9 protein-coding genes and 3 tRNA genes are annotated in these 18,603 nt (G+C 59.3%); 4 read left to right on the plus strand and 8 right to left on the minus strand.

All coding sequences use genetic code 11. From position 1 onward, the window contains the following. Positions 1-8: 8 nt before the first annotated feature. The 3 genes from KDW95_RS08200 to KDW95_RS08210 form a co-directional block, all read right to left on the minus strand. Positions 9-317, minus strand: a complete 309-nt coding sequence (locus tag KDW95_RS08200) for a BolA family protein (RefSeq protein ID WP_255855793.1) — start codon at positions 315-317, stop codon at positions 9-11. After that, the gene (locus KDW95_RS08205; RefSeq protein ID WP_255855794.1) at positions 314-1,705 is read right to left on the minus strand and encodes a DUF3422 family protein; all 1,392 of its coding nucleotides are present in this window, start codon (positions 1,703-1,705) and stop codon (positions 314-316) included. The genes KDW95_RS08200 and KDW95_RS08205 overlap by 4 nt, the downstream gene beginning before the upstream one ends. A 142-nt stretch (positions 1,706-1,847) precedes the next feature. Then, on the minus strand, positions 1,848-2,213 hold the full coding sequence (locus tag KDW95_RS08210; protein ID WP_255855795.1) for a hypothetical protein: 366 nt from the start codon (positions 2,211-2,213) through the stop codon (positions 1,848-1,850). Positions 2,214-2,270: 57 nt separating this feature from the next. On the opposite strand from KDW95_RS08210, the gene KDW95_RS08215 reads away from it, so the two are divergent. After that, positions 2,271-2,945, plus strand: coding sequence for a hypothetical protein (locus KDW95_RS08215; protein WP_255855796.1), 675 nt, complete (start codon positions 2,271-2,273; stop codon positions 2,943-2,945). A 37-nt stretch (positions 2,946-2,982) separates the two neighbouring features. On the opposite strand, the gene KDW95_RS08220 is transcribed toward KDW95_RS08215, so the two are convergent. The 5 genes from KDW95_RS08220 to ycaO form a co-directional block, all read right to left on the minus strand. Next, the gene (locus tag KDW95_RS08220) at positions 2,983-6,417 is read right to left on the minus strand and encodes an SbcC/MukB-like Walker B domain-containing protein (protein WP_255855797.1); all 3,435 of its coding nucleotides are present in this window, start codon (positions 6,415-6,417) and stop codon (positions 2,983-2,985) included. Beyond that, positions 6,401-7,036, minus strand: a complete 636-nt coding sequence (locus KDW95_RS08225) for a DUF4194 domain-containing protein (protein ID WP_255855798.1) — start codon at positions 7,034-7,036, stop codon at positions 6,401-6,403. Before KDW95_RS08225 ends, KDW95_RS08220 begins: the two co-directional genes overlap by 17 nt. Beyond that, positions 7,037-8,440, minus strand: coding sequence for a Wadjet anti-phage system protein JetA family protein (locus KDW95_RS08230; RefSeq protein ID WP_255855799.1), 1,404 nt, complete (start codon positions 8,438-8,440; stop codon positions 7,037-7,039). It abuts the gene before it with no gap. Positions 8,441-8,659: 219 nt separating this feature from the next. After that, positions 8,660-16,117 carry a retention module-containing protein gene (locus tag KDW95_RS08235; RefSeq protein ID WP_255855800.1) on the minus strand — a complete coding sequence of 2,486 codons (7,458 nt, stop codon included), beginning with the start codon at positions 16,115-16,117 and terminating at the stop codon, positions 8,660-8,662. A 152-nt stretch (positions 16,118-16,269) separates the two neighbouring features. Beyond that, entirely contained in the window at positions 16,270-18,015 is a 1,746-nt protein-coding gene (gene ycaO / locus KDW95_RS08240) for a 30S ribosomal protein S12 methylthiotransferase accessory factor YcaO (protein ID WP_255855801.1), read from the minus strand. 254 nt (positions 18,016-18,269) lie between these two features. Here ycaO and KDW95_RS08245 point away from each other — a divergent pair. From KDW95_RS08245 to KDW95_RS08255, 3 genes are all read left to right on the plus strand, one after another. After that, positions 18,270-18,345 (plus strand) — tRNA-Asn (locus KDW95_RS08245). A 22-nt stretch (positions 18,346-18,367) separates the two neighbouring features. Then, positions 18,368-18,443 (plus strand) — tRNA-Asn (locus KDW95_RS08250). Positions 18,444-18,469: 26 nt separating this feature from the next. Continuing rightward, a tRNA-Pro gene (locus KDW95_RS08255) sits at positions 18,470-18,546 on the plus strand. The last annotated feature ends 57 nt before the right edge of the window (positions 18,547-18,603 follow it).

Here is an 18,603-nt window from a genome sequence, read left to right on the forward strand (position 1 = left end):
CCGGCAGCCTAGTGGGAACCGCCCATGCAATCGGGAGACGTCGGCGCCTGCTGCTGCCGCGCCTGCCATTCCTCGGTTGTGTAGAGGTGCATCGACAGCGCATGTATCGGGTTGCTCATTTCGTGGCTAAGCAGCCCGAAGATAAGCTGATGCCGCTGCACCAGCCGCTTGCCGGCAAAATCATCCGACACCAGCACCAGCTTGAAATGGCTTTCCGTCGCCGGCCCCGAGTGCATGTGGCTTTCGTTTTCGATATCCAGCTGCACGATATTCAGCCCCTGGCTGAGTTTTTGCTCGATAATTGCCTGTACGCTCATTTTTTCTCTGCCTGTTTGGCCGACCCGCGCCTTGCTTCTGCACTGCGCTCTTCCCGGGCCAGCTCATGAAAATGTTTATGAATACGCCGGGTCACAAACCACACCGTACCCAGCACCAGCGGAACCGATACGCCCACGGCCAGGTCCTTGTTCAGCGGCACACCGGCATCATAGACCGCGGTAATAATATGCTTGAGCAGGCCGACGCTGTAATAGCTGATCGCTGCCACAGACAGACCCTCGACGGTGTGCTGCATCATCAGCTGGATGCGCGAACGCCGGTCCATCGACGCCAGCAAGGCCCTGTTCTGCCCCTGGATCGACAGCTCGACGCGGGTGCGCATCATGTCCGAGACGCGGTCTATGCGCCGGGACAGGTCCTCCAGCCGCCGCCCCACCGTCTCGCAGGTGCGCACCGCCGGCGTCACCCGCCGAGTGATGAATTCGGTGAGGGTCAGGTGCCCGGAGACTTCATCTTCGTTGAGTTCATCCAGGCGCTTGAGCACCAGTTCATGGTACGCCCGGGTAGCGCTGAAACGAAAGGTCGACTGGGCGCGAAAGTCTTCGACCCGTGCCGCCATGGCGGTAAGCTCCGCCAGGATTACCGCCTCGTCCAGATCTGCGTTCCCGGCCAGGCGCCGGGTGATATCGGCAAGACCCGCATCCATGACCGACAGCTCGGGGGCAATGCTGCGCGCCAGCGGCATGCCGAGCAGCATTAGCAGCCGGTAGGTCTCGATTTCCAGCAGGCGCTGCATAAGCCGGCCGAGCTGGCTCGGTGACATGCCGCGGTTGTACACCAGAAAACGCCCGAAACCATCGCTGTGCAGCCTGAAGCTGGTCCATATATGGGCATCCCCCTGCTGCGGACTGCTGCCAATCAGGCGCATGCCCTCGAAGTTGCGTTTGGCCTGGGGCAGCAGCTGCTTGCCCTCCAGCTCGCTATACTCGAAAGCAACATGGAAGGCACCCACCACGGCACCATGCAATTGATCCAGCCAGCCCGGGGGCAGCAGCGCCAGAGCCGTAAGGGCGAAGGGCGCATCGGCAGCGGGTATGGCGGCATCGACCGCACCCAGGTGGATAAAGGTATAGGCCACGAACTCCATATGGGTTTCGCGCCTTACCCGCAGGTCCCCGAAATCCTGCTGAAAGCAGCTGCTGTCCTGCGCCGGTACCGGTGCACCGAACAGCTCGCACAACGCCTGCAGATGGCGAAACTGCCGTGCCCGCTCGGACTCCGGGCACAGCACCGCCAGGTGCGTAACCCTGGCGGGCGCCTGAATCTGCTGAAACGGACGCGAATGCAGCTCGTCGTACAGGGACGCACGCAGCGGGTGCAGCTCGAACCCGGGTTGATTCGTTACAGTCTGGGTGAGGTCGGTCATGCCTGGACTCCTTTCGCTGAACGGCTATTGATACCCTGCAACCCCGCTGGACTCAATGCTGCCAAGGTACCGGCGACCAAGGCACCATTGACAGGCTCCAAGCCAGCCGCCATACCCTCAAGCCAGCAATTTTCGGGCCTGATCACTCTTGCAGCGGCGCCAGCAGCAGCGGGCTGGAAGACAGGTCAATCGCCATCAGCTGCGGCTGCAGCTCGAACCAGCCATCAAACAGCTCAATACTGAGACCGGCCGGCCAATGGTCGGCAAACTCGTCCCAGGCCGACAGCTCGTTCTCGAACATCTGCCGCCAGTGTCGTTGCACGGCTGCATCAAAGTCCGTTTCGCTAAAGACTTCATCGATCAGGTACAGCGTCCCCTCGGCCCGCAATGCCGCCAGGCTGGTGTCTGGATCCGACTCCTGAGCGACATCGGCAGGCAGCGAGCCGACCCAGTCGGCAAACGGCTGGCGCGGCAGCAGCGCAAAGGCCGCACGGTTTAACAGTTTCATGGTTGCCTCTCTCGCTTTTCGATATACTTTTCAATCACTTTTACGACCCCGTGCCCCATGCTGATTCGAGTTTTGCCCGCCCTCAACCACCGAGATCACTGGATCGGCCTGTGCCAGCGCGAATCGCCCTATTGCTTTATAGAAACCCCGGAGTGCCTGGTGGACTTCCAGACCGGCTTTCTGCAGATCACGCTGCTTGGCAGCGCGATACGCGATGGCCGCGAAGCGGTAAAATTCAGCCTGGGTTCGCGCCAGTCACTGGAACCCGCCTGGGCCCTGATCAGGGCCTGCAACTGGCGCCTGGACAAGCTCATCGAGGGCCTGGAATCACTGGATTTTCGCAGCAATGTACGGGACAACTCTCTGCTGGGCGTGCATACCGACTTGAGTGTAAGGCGTTATTTTGCCCGCGAACGACACATCAGTTCGCCCTCCCGCCTGGGGCTGCTCGCGCCACTGCAGCAGAACCCGGATCTTTGGGATAGCCACAACCTCTGCCGTCTGCTGGCCAATGATCAGTGGCAGGACCTGCGGTTCATACCGGCATCTGACACCCCCGACAACGAAAACGGCAGTACTCTGCTGCTGCAGGCTCTGGATGCCCCCGAACACTGGCTGGGTCTTTGGCGCAACGGACGCCTCTACCTGCTGCACCGACGCCAGGCCGTCGCCAGCCTGGTACCAGACCTGCGGCCGCCACAGCCAAGACTGCAGCAGCCGCCGGCTTTTTAAGCCAGCCGGCGGCAAAGCGTCTGCATCTCCTGGCGGCTCAGGCGGGTTCCAGCACCTCGTCCAGCGGGCCTTCCGACATTGCCGCCAGCAGGGTGCGCGGATGATCCGAGTTCAGCAGTTCCTTGCCCTTTTCGGTAGGGAACTCGACATCAATATCCACCACGCGCCCGTCACGGCAGACGTTGATGATCGTATCCATGCAGGAACTGAGCAGCGAGTACTTCTCGTCCGGCGCGGCAATGATCGTCTGCAGCCCCAGGTCACTCATGAACGCCAGCGAGGTAATGGTGTTCTCGGAGTCCAGCTTGTTGAACGCCTCATCGAACACCGACAGGCTCATGCCCCCCAGTGGCAGACCATCGGCGCCTTCGCGCAGGCGGTAGGTCGCGCCCATGGCCGCAGCCATGGCCACATAGAACGGCACCTGATGCTCACCGCCTGAGCCGGTCTTGATACGCTGCGTCAGTGTCGTTTTGCGGTTTCCATCCAGATCCTTGACCACCAGCTCAAAGTTGTAGAAGTTGCGATAATCCTGCAACAGACTGCTCTCGCCTTCGTCTTTCAGAACGTCGTGGATTTTTTCCAGTGCCTGGTGATGCGGCTTGTCGCCGTCATTCTTAAGATCGAACAGCGACCCCACATTGGCCTGGTCCATGCGGGTATAGGCTTCGACCAGCTCCAGAATATCCTTGAGCTCGGGGTTGGGCATCATCTCGAAACTGTACATTTCCTTGTGGAACGGACGGTTCTTGAGGTGCGCGTTCAGTTCGCGAATCAGATCCTTGATCTTGTCGATCTGATCGTTCAGGTGCGCCACGAAGTCCGAACGGAATGCCGTTTCGGCCTCCAGGCGGGCCCGTTCGGCTTTCTTGGCATACTCTGCCAGCTCGGAGTCAACCAGCGCCGCCACTGTCTTGTCGACAAAGGCCTCAAGGTCTGCGTGGCTCGAATCGGCATTGATCATGTCCAGCGCCTGATGGCTCAGACCACCGCCGTGGTAACGTGCCTTGTACTGGGCCACGGCATCACGCACAGCGTTTTTCTTCTTGTCGTGCAGCTGCAGCTCCGCCTGGGCCTTCTTGGCCGCCTCGAAGATAATACGTTCCAGCTCGCCGACACAGGTTTCATCCAGGTAGTCGCGCTTTTCCTGTGCCGCCTGGGCATCAAAGATCGGATTTTCCTGGCAGCGGCCGCGGGCCGCACTGTGCTCCACCAGTTCCTGCTCCAGCACCTCAACCGCGGCGTTGTCCTTGATCATGGCCGTGCGGGCTTTTTGCAGGCGGTCCATTAACTGCTTCTGCTCATCGGTGGCGCTTTTCTGCGCCGCCACGAGATCAGCGATCGTCTGCTGGATGCCACTGTCATCCTGGTTACGCAGGTCCTCGACAGCCTGGCGCTGGCCTTCGATCTCGCCGTTCAGCTGCTCGCGCTGGTTGACCAGGTCAAACACCCGCCCATTCACGCCCAGCAGCGCATTGGCCAGGCTGATCAGGTTGTCCCGCAGTTTTTCCAGCGCACTGTGCTGTTTGCCCAGGGTCGTGAACTCATTCACCATCTGGTCAACCTGGCGACCCTGCACCTCCAGCTGGCTGGCGCGGCGGCGAATGCCCATGATGGGCTGCATTTCATTGATCGCAGTGGTCGAGCCCTCGGACTGCAGCATGCAGTCATAGGTCAGGGCGCGTTCGTGCCGCAACAGTTCGGTTTCGGTTTCCACCGCCATCACCGACCCCAGGGCACGGTTCATGTACGCCCGCGCATGCTCGTTGTCGGTGTCGATAAAGTGCGCCAGGGAACCGGCCTTGTAACGCCCCAGCCAGTCATCGCTCTTGGTGGTATTGATGATACGGCTGCCCTTGAGATGACGGCCTTTGCGACGGTAAATGGTGATGGCTTCCTTGACCCGGTCCGGGTCCACCACCAGCGCCTCGCGCCGGGCACCCAGGAAGGATTCGATTGCCACGCGCCATTTGTCGTCATTGATATCGACCAGCTCGCAGATGGGGGTCGACTCGATACCGTATTCCGCCAGCAGCTCCATCAGTTCCTGGGTATTGCGGCGCACCGGCGCCCGCCCCTGCTTGAGCTGCTCCACCGCACCTTTCTGGTTCTGGATTTCAGAGCGCAGTTCGTTGATGCGTATCACCGAGCGCTCGAACTGGCGGGCGATTTCGCGCCGTACGCCGTCGACATGCTTCTTGAGCTGTTCCAGGTTGTTGTCGACCTCAACCGGTGACTCGGGCCAGAGGTCGGCCATCATGTCGCCGCCCTCGCGCCACAGGCTGACGGACTGCTGAATGACGGGGCGGAAATTTTCCGGCATCAGCTGCTCGAAGCTGGCAAAGCCGACGGTCGTGCGCAACACGCTGTGAACATGCTGGATACGGTCCTTGATCCCCCCGAGCTCATGCTGGCGCGCGGTGATGGCGGATTCCAGCGCCTTGATCTGGTGCGCGCTGTCGGTGTTGTTCAGGCGGGCACGGGCTTCGGCCAGGTCCTGCATGATCTGGTTCAGCTTATCGGACTGCTGCTCCAGCTTCAGCTGGTAGGCGCCCTCTTTTTCCTGGTTCTCTTCCAGGCGTTCGGCCGCTGCCTCTTTTTTCAGATCGGTGTTCTCAAAGCGGGACTCGTGCACCACCCACTCGTATTCCACGGCATTGCGTACATTTCGCGCAATACCCCGGCACAGTTCCTGTACCTTTTCGAGTTCCTCGATGCGCCGGGAGACCTCCTGCGTCTTGTGCTCCATGGCGCGGTATTCGTCGAGCGACTTTCGAAAGGCACCGACATGCACGATGCTCTCGTCCAGCACGAACTCGCGGATAAAGCGGGTTGGGCTGTCGATGGGCAGGAACTTCAGCGCATTACGGAAGTTCTTAACGAATTTCTCGTCATCATTGGGCATCTGCGGATCATGGCTCAGGTGCGTGACCATTTCGCGAATAAAGCGATTGGCGCGCTTTTCCAGCACCATATCCGGGCACGCCTTGAGCAGGCTGGCGCGCACCTCGTTCCAGGCGCGGGGAATACGCCCCTCGCCCTCGCGACGGGTGAAATCATCCAGCGAGACAGAAAAATCCTGCAGGATAAAACGCCCCAGGATGTCTTCGTCGGCCGACGCGGTGGAGGCACTGATGGCAATGCCGACGCAGCTTTCGCGCGCCGTTTCGGTATCGAAAAAGCTCAGCGCCATGTAGCTGATGGCATCTTCGCGGGCGTTACCCTTCTTGCCGCTGTCATCCATCATCCCCAGGCAGTAGGTCCGCAGGCTGCGCTCGCTCTTTTCCCCGGCCGAGGCGTTAAAGCTCAGGTAACGCTTGTGACCGCCCATAAGCACGGTCTGGATCGCATCCAGCAACGACGACTTGCCGGACCCATTGGGCCCGACGATGGCGACATTGCCCTTGATCGGGATTTCAATGGCACCGAGTACATACCAGTTGACCAGAACGATTCTATTGAGCTGCTTCATCAGCGGCCTCCTCGGCAGGCACCATTTCATCGCGGGGATCCGCGTCACACAGGGCTTCCAGCTGACCGACGAAGTCCTCGACCACCACCTGGCGGATGGTGGGATTAATGCCCAGCGGAAGGTTTTTCGGTTCGGTTTCCAGCGGCTTGCCGCGCTCGATCAGGCCATGGCGCGAAAACAGCGACAGGATTTCCTTCAGGCGGGTTTCGTTGGGGATCTCCTTGGCCGTCAGGTTCTCGTACAGCCCCAGCAGCTCGTCAGTGCTGGTATAGGCCTTGCCGCCCTCGACTTCGAAATTCTCCAGTTTCTGCTCGTACTGCTGGCGCAGGCACAGCAGCAGCAGCGATTCATCGAGGCGCAACCGCATGACCCGTTCTTCGCCCTTGGGCAATACACCCAGGTAGGCTTCGTCCGGCTGATAGATCAGCGACCAGCCGATGGCCTCGAACAGGTTGGTGAAATAATCGACATGGGATGCCACCAGGAAATAACTGTCGCGGTGCCCCGGCCGCTCGGCGTAAAGAAACTGACTGACCAGCAGCAGGTTCGCCGCGCGGGAAAAGTCGTCGGCCTTGTACTGGTCGCTTCGACCGATGATTTTCTGCAGATCACCCAGCATTTATAGTTTCCTTTGAATCACGAAATCTCGACACTCAACCATATCGGCCACATTGACATAGTTGTCCTTGAAGCGAACCGAGTAGGCCTGCATGGTGCCCTTGCCCTTCTTGCCAAGCGAGGCCAGGTGGCGCACATAGCTGAAACAGATATAGTCTTCGATCGTCTCGATACGAAAGCCGCCGGCCTCCAGGCTGTTGCGCGTACCCAGGTTGCTCTCGAGGTAGGCATCTATGCGTTCGGGCGTCACTTCCCGACGCTCCTTGTATTCCTTGAACAGGCGCCGCAGCTCCAGTACTTTCGGGTCGATCTCGGCCTGGTGAATCACCCGGGGCTGCGCCTCGATGCGCCGGCGCATGGGCGAGCGCACACTGGAGGGTGACAGGAAGCTGATGGATTCCAGCGTATCGACCCGCGGTATTTCTGCATCCGGGCGGCGCGCAATCTCGCTGATCACGCGGGACAGGCGCGCGGCCATGCCCGGCGTGGTCTTGTCCATGTAGCGCACGGTATCGGCCACCCGTTTTTCCAGCCGGTAGCGGAAATCATCGATGGTCGCCAGGCGTTTATCCACCGAATCGAAGATACGGATAATGCGGTTGATATGCTGATGCACCCGCGCCTCGGCCTCGTCGTGACTGACTTCAAACTGCATCTGGTAGTGCACGGTCAGTTTCTCGAGCCGCAGACTGTCAAACTGCAACTCGCGCAACAGTGACAGGATCTGACGCCGGAAGCGGAACGGGTTGTTCTTGGTTTTCAGCGTTTTGTAGTCCGACACCAGGATGTGCTCAACAAAACGATCGAAGAAGCGCCGGACGATTTCCTGCGCATTGTTGGTTTCTGCCAGGCTGATCTTGAGCTCGCGCAGCCCCAGCAGCATGTCGGTCAGGTGGGCGCTGAAATCCGCCGCCGTCTGTGCCGCTTCCGCCAGCGTGATACCGCGACCGACCGGGTCGTTAATGGCAGATTCCAGCGAGCTGAGCACGTTCAGCACGGCACCGCCGTAGGAGCGTTTTTCCAGATTGGCGATGGACACCAGAGACCGCAGCAGGTAGCTGATCGACGGCGACAACAGCACGAAGGTACGGTAAATGCGCTGCTCTTCTTCCAGCCAGCCGGTCTGCACCAGGCGACGGTATACACGGCTGGCATATTCCGCCGCCGAGCGTGGCGGCTCGCCACCCTCTGCATCCTCGTCGTCCTCCGGCTCCCAGCGGCGCACCCCCAGGCGTACCACCGCATCTTCGATGGCCGATCGCACCAGGTCCTTGGGGATGAAAGGGTCGATCAGGTCCTCATCGAAGAACAGATCCGCCAGCGCGAGCATAACCGCCTGATAGATATGGCGATTCTGACCCGAGAGCGGCAGAAATAAGTCATCTGGCAGCTTGTTGAACAGCATTCGTTCCGGTTCCTCTGCCGCCCCTGAGGGGCAAAGCCCGTTGCATTGGAAAACAGAGGATTCTAACGGAAAACGCACCTGTTAATAACCCTGATGCGCAAGAAGAAAGCGGTGCGGTCCCGCCCCGCCCTGCACCGGCCGTACTGCTACCGGCAGCCGTTATAAAAAGGGCTGACACTCAGGTCAGCCCTTTCTCCAGCGAGAGTTTCGTTAGTGGCTTTACTGATCCGTCAGCAGGTTATTGCCCGCGACCAGAGCATCGATAATTTGCTGATCATTCAGCGTACCACCGGCCGTCAGATCAACGCCCTGCAGTACGATTTTCTGCGTCACGTCCGCACTGTTGAGCGCATCATGGGCGATGGAAACCGTGGTGTTGGCACCGTCCCAGGCAAAACTCAGGAACTGATCCAGATTGTCTGCATCGACACCCGAACCATCGTGCTCGCCCTGCAGCAGATCCGCCAGATTCAGCACATCCCCCTCGGCAATGCTGAAGTCTGTCACCGTATCGACCGCCGGCGCTGCCTGGGTACCCTCGTCGCCGTCATTCCAGACGAAGATATCGGAGCCGCCATTACCGGTAAGGATATCGTTGCCGGCACCACCGATGAGTTCGTCGTCGGTATCCGCACCGCCGAGGGCGTCATCCCCACTGGTTCCGGTAACGGCACCATTTACCGGCTTGACAGTGAGATCAATCGTACTCGCAACGGTATCCCCATCACCATCGGCCATTGCTATATCAAACGCCATCGACACATCACTGCCCGCAAGCGCCGTATCAAACCCGAAAGCACCCAGCGCAAAGGCGTTACCTGAGAAAGTACCGCCATCAGGGTTGGTCTGTCCGCTAACGTTCTCGATTTCGACGGCTTCGAAGTCGGATGCGCCCATAAAGCTAATACTCTGCCCCGCCTTTACCCCGGACACATACAAGATGTCGCCACTCATCGAAGTAAAGTAGTCGACACCCAATGTTAGAACCGTGACACCGTCCGCAGCCGTCACGACCACCGACGCCAGCATCAGCGCAAGCGGGGTCGAGTTGCCAGCAAGGTCCTTTTTATTTCCGGTATCATCAAAATCGAGAATTTTAAAGCCAAGGGCAGCCACCTGGTTTGCATTCCCCTGCACCTGAATCAACGTAACAGAGAAGTTATTCACCGCGTAGTGGTCATCGTAGATGAAACCCGTCGGGTCTTTCTCATCGTCCGCGCCATCACGACGCAAGTCAGTCACAAAGTCGAGCCGCAGGATATCATCGGGATTCAGCGCCTGACCCCCACCAACACCAATGTCATCACTGTCGGTATTCACCGTACTGCCGGGGGCGGTGACCAGCAAATCCTGGCTGTCGTTGGTATCGTCCATGATATCTCCGCCATCACCATCGACACCGACCCATTGATTCAAGCCTGCCGCCGTATCGCTGAAGTCATCGAACAATACCCCGGAGCCGTCATCAATTTTCTGATGCAGTTCAACTGTGTACAGATCACTTGATTGCGTATCTGCATCCGGGTTCAGCGTAATGGTCATCACCAGCGTATCAGCGCCGTCACGCACCTCCAGGGTGTCGGTACCGAATCCGGTCATGAACAGGTCTTCACCGCCGCTGGTTACCGCCGTCACTCCGTCGGCTGCGAACAATTGAGTGCCGTCAGTGCCGACGAAAACCGTGCTGCCGAGGCCGTCAGCACCGGTATTACCGAATACATCCAGTGCCGCAACGCCACCCGCTGACGCAGAATTGACAATAGTGGTCGACATCGGAGCAAAGGCACTTGGGCCGTCATCGGCAAACTGGATATTCCCCCCAAGGTCAATAACCTGGGTATCCGTTGCCGAGTCGCCATCACCGTCAACGATGGTGTAGGAGACACTGAGATTAACCAACCCATTCGCCAGCACCTGCACATCATCATCGTAGGCCGGCATCGACTCTGCGAGGGTATGATCCAGGACGCCGTACTGGCTCAGGGTGACCTTGCCGTCAGCCGCAACACCGATACTGAACACCACGCTGGCATCAATAGAGACGGGCGCTGACAGGCTGGTCGACCCCACCACCGTGCCATCTGCCAGCTGATACAGGAAGATATCCGCCCCACCACTGCTTAAACCCGAGGATGTTCCATCCCCCGACACCAGACTCAGAGCAAAACTGTAACCCGCGCTCGACAGCCCATCCGCCCCCGTGGACGTCGACAGGGTCACCGGAACCCCGAAAACAACTGCGCTGGTGGCGGTATCTGTCTCGGTCGGGTCGCCGTCCGTTCTGCTGTCCTGCGTCTTCAGCACCACATTGGTGTCACTGCCCAGCGTCAGCGTCACGCTGGGCTCATCATCGACAAAGCTGATATTGCCGCCCAGGTCGACGCTGGCACTGTCCGTCGCGGTATCACCGTCACTGTCGGTGGTGGTCGCCGTCGCCGTCAGCTCAACCAGGCCGTTAGCCAGGGCAATCACATCGTCGAAGGCACCGCCTTCGATATGATCAATGGCTTCGGACTGTGTCAGCGTGACAAAGCCATCGCCATCCACCGATATGGTGAATACGGGCGTGCCGCCGGCACTGCCGACGATCTCGCCGCCCACCAGCGCCAGGGTGATATCCACCCCGCCGCTGTTAAGCCCCGAATCATCGCCATTGCTGACACCCGCCGCCAGGGCCAGGCTGTAGCTGACCACCGTGCTGCCTGCACCATCGGCACCGTAAATCGGCGTCGCGGCAAAGATGCCTCCAAAGGCGGCACTCGATACCGCAACATCATCGTCGGTCGGATCGCCGTCGGTCAGGGCATCGTCGGTCTGCAGCACCACGGCGGCCTCACCGGTCGCGGTAATAGTGACACTGGGTTCATCATCCACAAAGCTGATATTGCCCCCAAGGTCGACGCTGGCACTGTCCGTCGCGGTATCACCGTCACTGTCGGTGGTGGTCGCCGTCGCCGTCAGCTCAACCAGGCCGTTAGCCAGGGCAATCACATCGTCGAAGGCACCGCCTTCGATATGATCAATGGCTTCGGACTGTGTCAGCGTGACAACGCCATCGCCATCCACCGATATGGTGAATACGGGCGTGCCGCCGGCACTGCCGACGATCTCGCCGCCCACCAGCGCCAGGGTAATATCCACCCCGCCGCTGTTAAGCCCCGAATCATCGCCATTGCTGACACCCGCCGCCAGGGCCAGGCTGTAGCTGACCACCGTGCTGCCTGCACCGTCGGCACCGTAAATCGGCGTCGCGGCAAAGATGCCTCCAAAGGCGGCACTCGATACCGCAACATCATCGTCGGTCGGATCGCCGTCGGTCAGGGCATCGTCGGTCTGCAGCACCACGGCGGCCTCACCGGTCGCGGTAATAGTGACACTGGGTTCATCATCCACAAAGCTGATATTGCCCCCAAGGTCGACGCTGGCACTGTCCGTCGCGGTATCACCGTCACTGTCGGTGGTGGTCGCCGTCGCCGTCAGCTCAACCAGGCCGTTAGCCAGGGCAATCACATCGTCGAAGGCACCGCCTTCGATATGATCAATGGCTTCGGACTGTGTCAGCGTGACAACGCCATCGCCATCCACCGATATGGTGAATACGGGCGTGCCGCCGGCACTGCCGACGATCTCGCCGCCCACCAGCGCCAGGGTAATATCCACCCCGCCGCTGTTAAGCCCCGAATCATCGCCATTGCTGACACCCGCCGCCAGGGCCAGGCTGTAGCTGACCACCGTGCTGCCTGCACCGTCGGCACCGTAAATCGGCGTCGCGGCAAAGATGCCTCCAAAGGCGGCACTCGATACCGCAACATCATCGTCGGTCGGATCGCCGTCGGTCAGGGCATCGTCGGTCTGCAGCACCACGGCGGCCTCACCGGTCGCGGTAATAGTGACACTGGGTTCATCATCCACAAAGCTGATATTGCCCCCAAGGTCGACGCTGGCACTGTCCGTCGCGGTATCACCGTCACTGTCGGTGGTGGTCGCCGTCGCCGTCAGCTCAACCAGGCCGTTAGCCAGGGCAATCACATCGTCGAAGGCACCGCCTTCGATATGATCAATGGCTTCGGACTGTGTCAGCGTGACAACGCCATCGCCATCCACCGATATGGTGAATACGGGCGTGCCGCCGGCACTGCCGACGATCTCGCCGCCCACCAGCGCCAGGGTAATATCCACCCCGCCGCTGTTAAGCCCCGAATCATCGCCATTGCTGACACCCGCCGCCAGGGCCAGGCTGTAGCTGACCACCGTGCTGCCTGCACCGTCGGCACCGTAAATCGGCGTCGCGGCAAAGATGCCTCCAAAGGCGGCACTCGATACCGCAACATCATCGTCGGTCGGATCGCCGTCGGTCAGGGCATCGTCGGTCTGCAGCACCACGGCGGCCTCACCGGTCGCGGTAATAGTGACACTGGGTTCATCATCCACAAAGCTGATATTGCCCCCAAGGTCGACGCTGGCACTGTCCGTCGCGGTATCACCGTCACTGTCGGTGGTGGTCGCCGTCGCCGTCAGCTCAACCAGGCCGTTAGCCAGGGCAATCACATCGTCGAAGGCACCGCCTTCGATATGATCAATGGCTTCGGACTGTGTCAGCGTGACGACGCCATCGCCATCCACCGATATGGTGAATACGGGCGTGCCGCCGGCACTGCCGACGATCTCGCCGCCCACCAGCGCCAGGGTAATATCCACCCCGCCGCTGTTAAGCCCCGAATCATCGCCATTGCTGACACCCGCCGCCAGGGCCAGGCTGTAGCTGACCACCGTGCTGCCTGCACCGTCGGCACCGTAAATCGGCGTCGCGGCAAAGATGCCTCCAAAGGCGGCACTCGATACCGCAACATCATCGTCGGTCGGATCGCCGTCGGTCAGGGCATCGTCGGTCTGCAGCACCACGGCGGCCTCACCGCCTTCACCAGTGATTCCGATGGTGACACTGGGCACGTCGTCGACAATATTGATATAAATCGTGCCCTGACCCGTATTGCCGTTTGCGTCAGTCACCGTGAAATTGAAGCTGTCAGCTCCCAGTTCAACATTGGGGCCATCATCAGTCGCCGGATCGCTGGTCACCGGCGCTGTCAGGGTATAGATGTAGGTACCGTCGCTGTTGACCTGGATTGTGCCGTACGTGCCGGCTGCCCCTCCATCAAGAGCAAATGTATAGGGGCCAGTGCCACCCGCCACATTGTCGCTCAGGTCGCCGGCCGTCGAGGTTTCAGCCGTACTGCCCGGATCGCTACCGGTTACGGTACCAGCAACGAGGTCATCTCCGTCCTTGATTTCATCCAGCGCCGCTTCGTTCACCTGTACCGCATTGTCGTCTTCCACGACCAGCCCGACATTGGTCAGGTTAATGGTCAGCGTTGTGGTCGACGTATCACCATCGCCATCCACCAGGGTGTATACGAATACATCCTGCGCATCGCTGCCAATGGCATTGGCGGTCGATTTATAGCTGTAACTGCCATCGGCATTGAGCGTGAGGGTGCCGTACTCACCGCCAATTTCGCTACCTATATCACCACTGACAGGCGTGGTTGTATCACCATTGGCGGCACGCACACCCTGCAAGGAGGCACCATCCGCACCTTCAGTATCATTAACCAGTACACCCGCGGCGGCAGCCACCACCAGGGTGGCACCTTCAATGACATCACCCGAATCCGGGTCGGCATCGGGCACATCATCGACAATTTCGATGGTGATCGCCGCCGGCGCCGAGATCAGGGTACCGTCCGAAACCGTCAGACTGAAAACATCGGTCTCAACAACAGCGTCCACATCGGTGGTTGGACTGGTGAGTTCGTACTGGTAACTGGCAACCCCCGTAAGTGCATCGTAGGCGGTGATCGTCAGGGTGCCACTGGCACCGGCAAAGGTTGCATTGACCAGATCACCTATCAGTACGGGGGCTTCACCGTTTATGCTGATGGACACCAGATCGTCGAGGCCGTCAGGATCCGACAGCGTAAAGCTGCCAAACGCAAATTCGGTATCGGCAGCACTGTCCGAACCCACCGCCAGACCGGATTCGTACACAACGTCATTGGCGCCCTCAGGATTACCGGTATCAACCACCACTTCAGGGCCGTCGTTCGTACCAACCAACGTGATCACAACATCGGCAGTATTGCCGGGGTTGTAGCCGTCGGTGACCTGGTAGGCATCGGGGAAGCTGATTTCCAGATCGGGATCACTGTCATCCAGTGCGAGGAATGCCGCCTTGCCCTCATCGTTCAGCACAAACTCGTAGCTGCCGTCGCTCTGGATAGTCAGGTCACCATACTGATGCTGCAGCGCAATTTCAGTCTCACCCTGCGGGATCACCACTTCCAGGTTGCCGGCGATATCGTCGCCATCCTCATCGGTGTCGTTGTCCAGCACATTGCCCTGGGCAGACACGGCATCCGGATCGCTGATGCTATTGCTGTCGTCCACCGCCACGGGCGTAGTGTCATCGTCAATGATGGTGACATTTGCTGAACTGGCGCTGGGATCGAGACTGGCACCATCGGCACTGAGCAGAACGATTTCGAAAGTTTCATTGCCCTCGTCCAGGTGATCCATCACGATGCTGATTGGAACTTCAAACACCGTCTCCCCGGCAGGAATCACCACCACATTGATCAGCTGACCGTCGAACCAGTCATCGGGGTAACTGGCGGTACCGGGACGCAGCTCATAGGTGACCGTGACATCCTGGCTATAAGCCTTGTCGAGCGTCAGCAGAAACGTTATGACTCTCGGTTCTCCGCCATTGGTGCCCTCCAGCACCAGCGCACCACTGCCACTTACCACTATGGGGAAGTCGGGGGTCGGCTCAGGAGGCGGCTCCCCTCCTTGCGGCGGCTCTGGCTCCTTGATGACAACACTCACAACGGGCTCTGCCTCGGTCAGCAGAACGTCTTCGTTTTCAGGGACGGTAAAGCCACGACTCAGGCCGATAGTGGGATAGCCCGCCTCCGGTGTCACTTCCTGACCGGTTCGGGACAGCAATACAAAGGATGAGCCAGAATCCCCGGGGCCGCCAGCGTCACCGGCAGCCTGCCCGGCGGCGGTTGCTTCGGCCACGGCGGTAGGATCTTCACCGGCCAGGATCGCGGCCTGAATGGCATCAATTTCGCCGGTCTGCTGCAAGGCCTGATCGGCACTGGAGCCTGATGCAACCGACTGGGACGCATCGAACTGGGCGGCATCGGCATAGAACTCGGGAGTGATGAGCGCCTGCTGACCCGAGGCGAGGGAAACCGTTTCACCGGAGGCGCCCGTGAGCTGCACGCTACCACCACTGGCAACACGGATCAGCTCGCCTTCAAACAGCACATCGCCCACCGCCAGAATACGCTCACTGCCATCAGCTGCCACTGCCACAACGGTACCCGTGATCGACGTCACCGTTGCAGCAACATCCTGACCCAGTACCTGAGCATCACCGCTGCTGGCCGTCAGGAAGCCAGCATCAACCATTGCCTCCTGACCGGAACCCAGCGCCAGCAACTCACCATTGGTCGCGGCAATTTCTATTCGCGCACCTTCCGCCACGCGAATTTGCTCACCTTCATACAGGGTATCTCCGAGGGAGAGCACACGCTCGGCGCCATTGGTGCCTACCGCTATAACGGTTCCGAAAACAAAGCTGACACTACCTGCCACATCCCCGATAGCCATGACGAATCTCCTCGGTTTTAACCCGTGCCCAGTTCAGGCGATACCTAAACATAGGAGCGAAAACCAGGGCCGCCTATTGTACCGAGGTACAGTGAAAACCACACTCGCAGGATAAATGCAATAGATTCAATGACTAAATTCAACAACTAAATTCAACCAGCATCCTGATAGTGCTGCGCCTTCACCTGCTGCAGTCGCTGGTAAATGTCCAGCAGGGCACGATGCACGCCAAGCCCCTCAAGATTTTCCCCCACCACTGGCGCATCGACAAACACACTTTCACCACCCAGCATCAGCCGCACCCGCTCGAGCAGCGGCTGACCGTAGATTTGCTGCAGCAGATAGTCAAATTGCTCGGCATGACGCTCAGGGTCGAGCCGGAATTGCAGCAACTGGTTAATGCAGCGAAACAGCCGCAAACGTTCATCACCCAGCAGACCACTGTGCATGACCCAGTCACTCCACTCCTGCGCCCGGCTCAGCTCACCTGTGCGCAGCGCCAGCAGGCAGCGCAGCTCACCGACACTGAGTTGCCCCCAGAAAGTCTCCGGGTCGGCGCACAGGCACAGCAATTCGCTGACGGACATGTAATCGTCGAGCTCAGCCCTGTCGAGCCACTGCTCCAGCAAGGCCGCCTCCTGCACACTCAGCCGGGCAAGTCGCAGTATCGAACCGCGCACGGCAATGGCCCGGTTGTTGTTCTGGTGCACCAGATAATCCACCGGATACAGGTCAGCCATTCCCGGCACCACGATCTGGCAACAGTAAACCCCCAGGTGCTCGTGGTCCGCGATATAAATGTCCATGTCAACGCGATGTATTAGGTAACACAGGTGGTCAAACTCGGCCTGACTGTCACCCTCAACATTCCACTGCGTGAAGTTGTAGTCTGGCTTGCGTGACAACAGGTCCCAGGCCACCACACCACTGGAATCAATAAAGTGCGCTTCAAGGTTGTCCTGCTCGGCGACTGCACTGAGATCGAAACAGGGCAAGGCAAAGCCCTTCAAATCGTCGAGTTCGCGCCCCTGCAGCACACCCGTGAGCGTGCGTTCAAGCGCGCGCTCAAATTTCGGATGAGCACCAAAGGCTGCGCAGCAACCGCCGTCAGTCGGATTGATAAGGGTAATATTTACCAGCGGAAACTTGCCACCCAGAGAGGCATCCTGCACCACCACCACGAAACCGGCTGCGCGCAAGGCCGCAACAGACTCACAAAACGCCGGATACCGGGACAGGACCGACTCGGGTATCTGCGGCAAACTGATACCCGCGGTCAGAATGGTGTTCTTTATATGACGCTCGAAGATTTCTGACAGCGCCTGGGTTCTGGCCTCCCAGCGTGAACAACCGGCAGCCATGCCGTTACTGGTATAAAGATTGTTGAGAATATTGACCGGCAACCAGACCTGTTCACCGGTGCGCTGGCGAGTGAAGGGAATGGCACAGATCCCGCGCTGCTCATTGCCGGAATTGGTATCCACCAGCATGTCCGCCCGCAACTGACCATGCAGATCAAAGTGATCGCGAGTCGCCTCATCGAGCAAACCATCCGGCAATCCCTTGTCTGGCAGCGCAAACCAGCGCTCGTTCGGGTAATGCACGAAGGGCGCCTCGGCCAGCTCCTTGCCAAAATAGTAGTCAGCGAAGAATCGATTGCAGGACAGACGCTCGTAGAACTCTCGCAGCGCGCTCGCCATCGCCGCATCCCGGCTGCCACCCCGCCCGCTGCATGTCAGCAACGGACAGCTCCGCTCGCGCAACTGTACCGACCAGACATTCGGCACGGGGTTGAACCAGCACACGTCTTCCAGCGTGAAGCCCAGCGCCTGAAGCCCCTGGCGCAGCAGACGAATACTTTCATCCAGTGGCGTGTCATTATCTGCCAAAGCGCTCATATACTCTCCCTTGCCAACCACTCTTGTATTGTTCGATCGAACGTACGGCCTGACACGCCTGCACCCGTCCAGCTTCCGCCAGCAAGTCACTCGCCACCACAGACACAGCAACGAGAATGCCTCGCCAACCCGCTGATTATAACCGTATCACGGGACACGAACGCAGCCCCGCCCCATCCAAAAAAACTTTTTAAACTAAGGGGTTGACGCTGCCAGGCCACCTCATTAATATACGCGGCCTCGGTTGAGACGATTCCTCGATAGCTCAGTTGGTAGAGCAGTAGACTGTTAATCTATTGGTCGCTGGTTCGAGTCCAGCTCGAGGAGCCAATCGAGAAATTGGTAGTGATGTTCCCTGATAGCTCAGTTGGTAGAGCAGTAGACTGTTAATCTATTGGTCGCTGGTTCGAGTCCAGCTCGGGGAGCCAACTACCATAGCAAGTGCAGTACCCGTCGGAGTGTAGCGCAGCTTGGTAGCGCATCTGGTTTGGGACCAGAGGGTCGTAGGTTCGAATCCTATCACTCCGACCACTTATTCCCCCCCTAAAGCTACACACCCAAATCACACTCTGTTGTGATTTTTTCGTT

It is taken from the genome of Marinobacterium rhizophilum (assembly GCF_024397915.1).
GTDB lineage: Bacteria > Pseudomonadota > Gammaproteobacteria > Pseudomonadales > Balneatricaceae > Marinobacterium_A > Marinobacterium_A rhizophilum_A.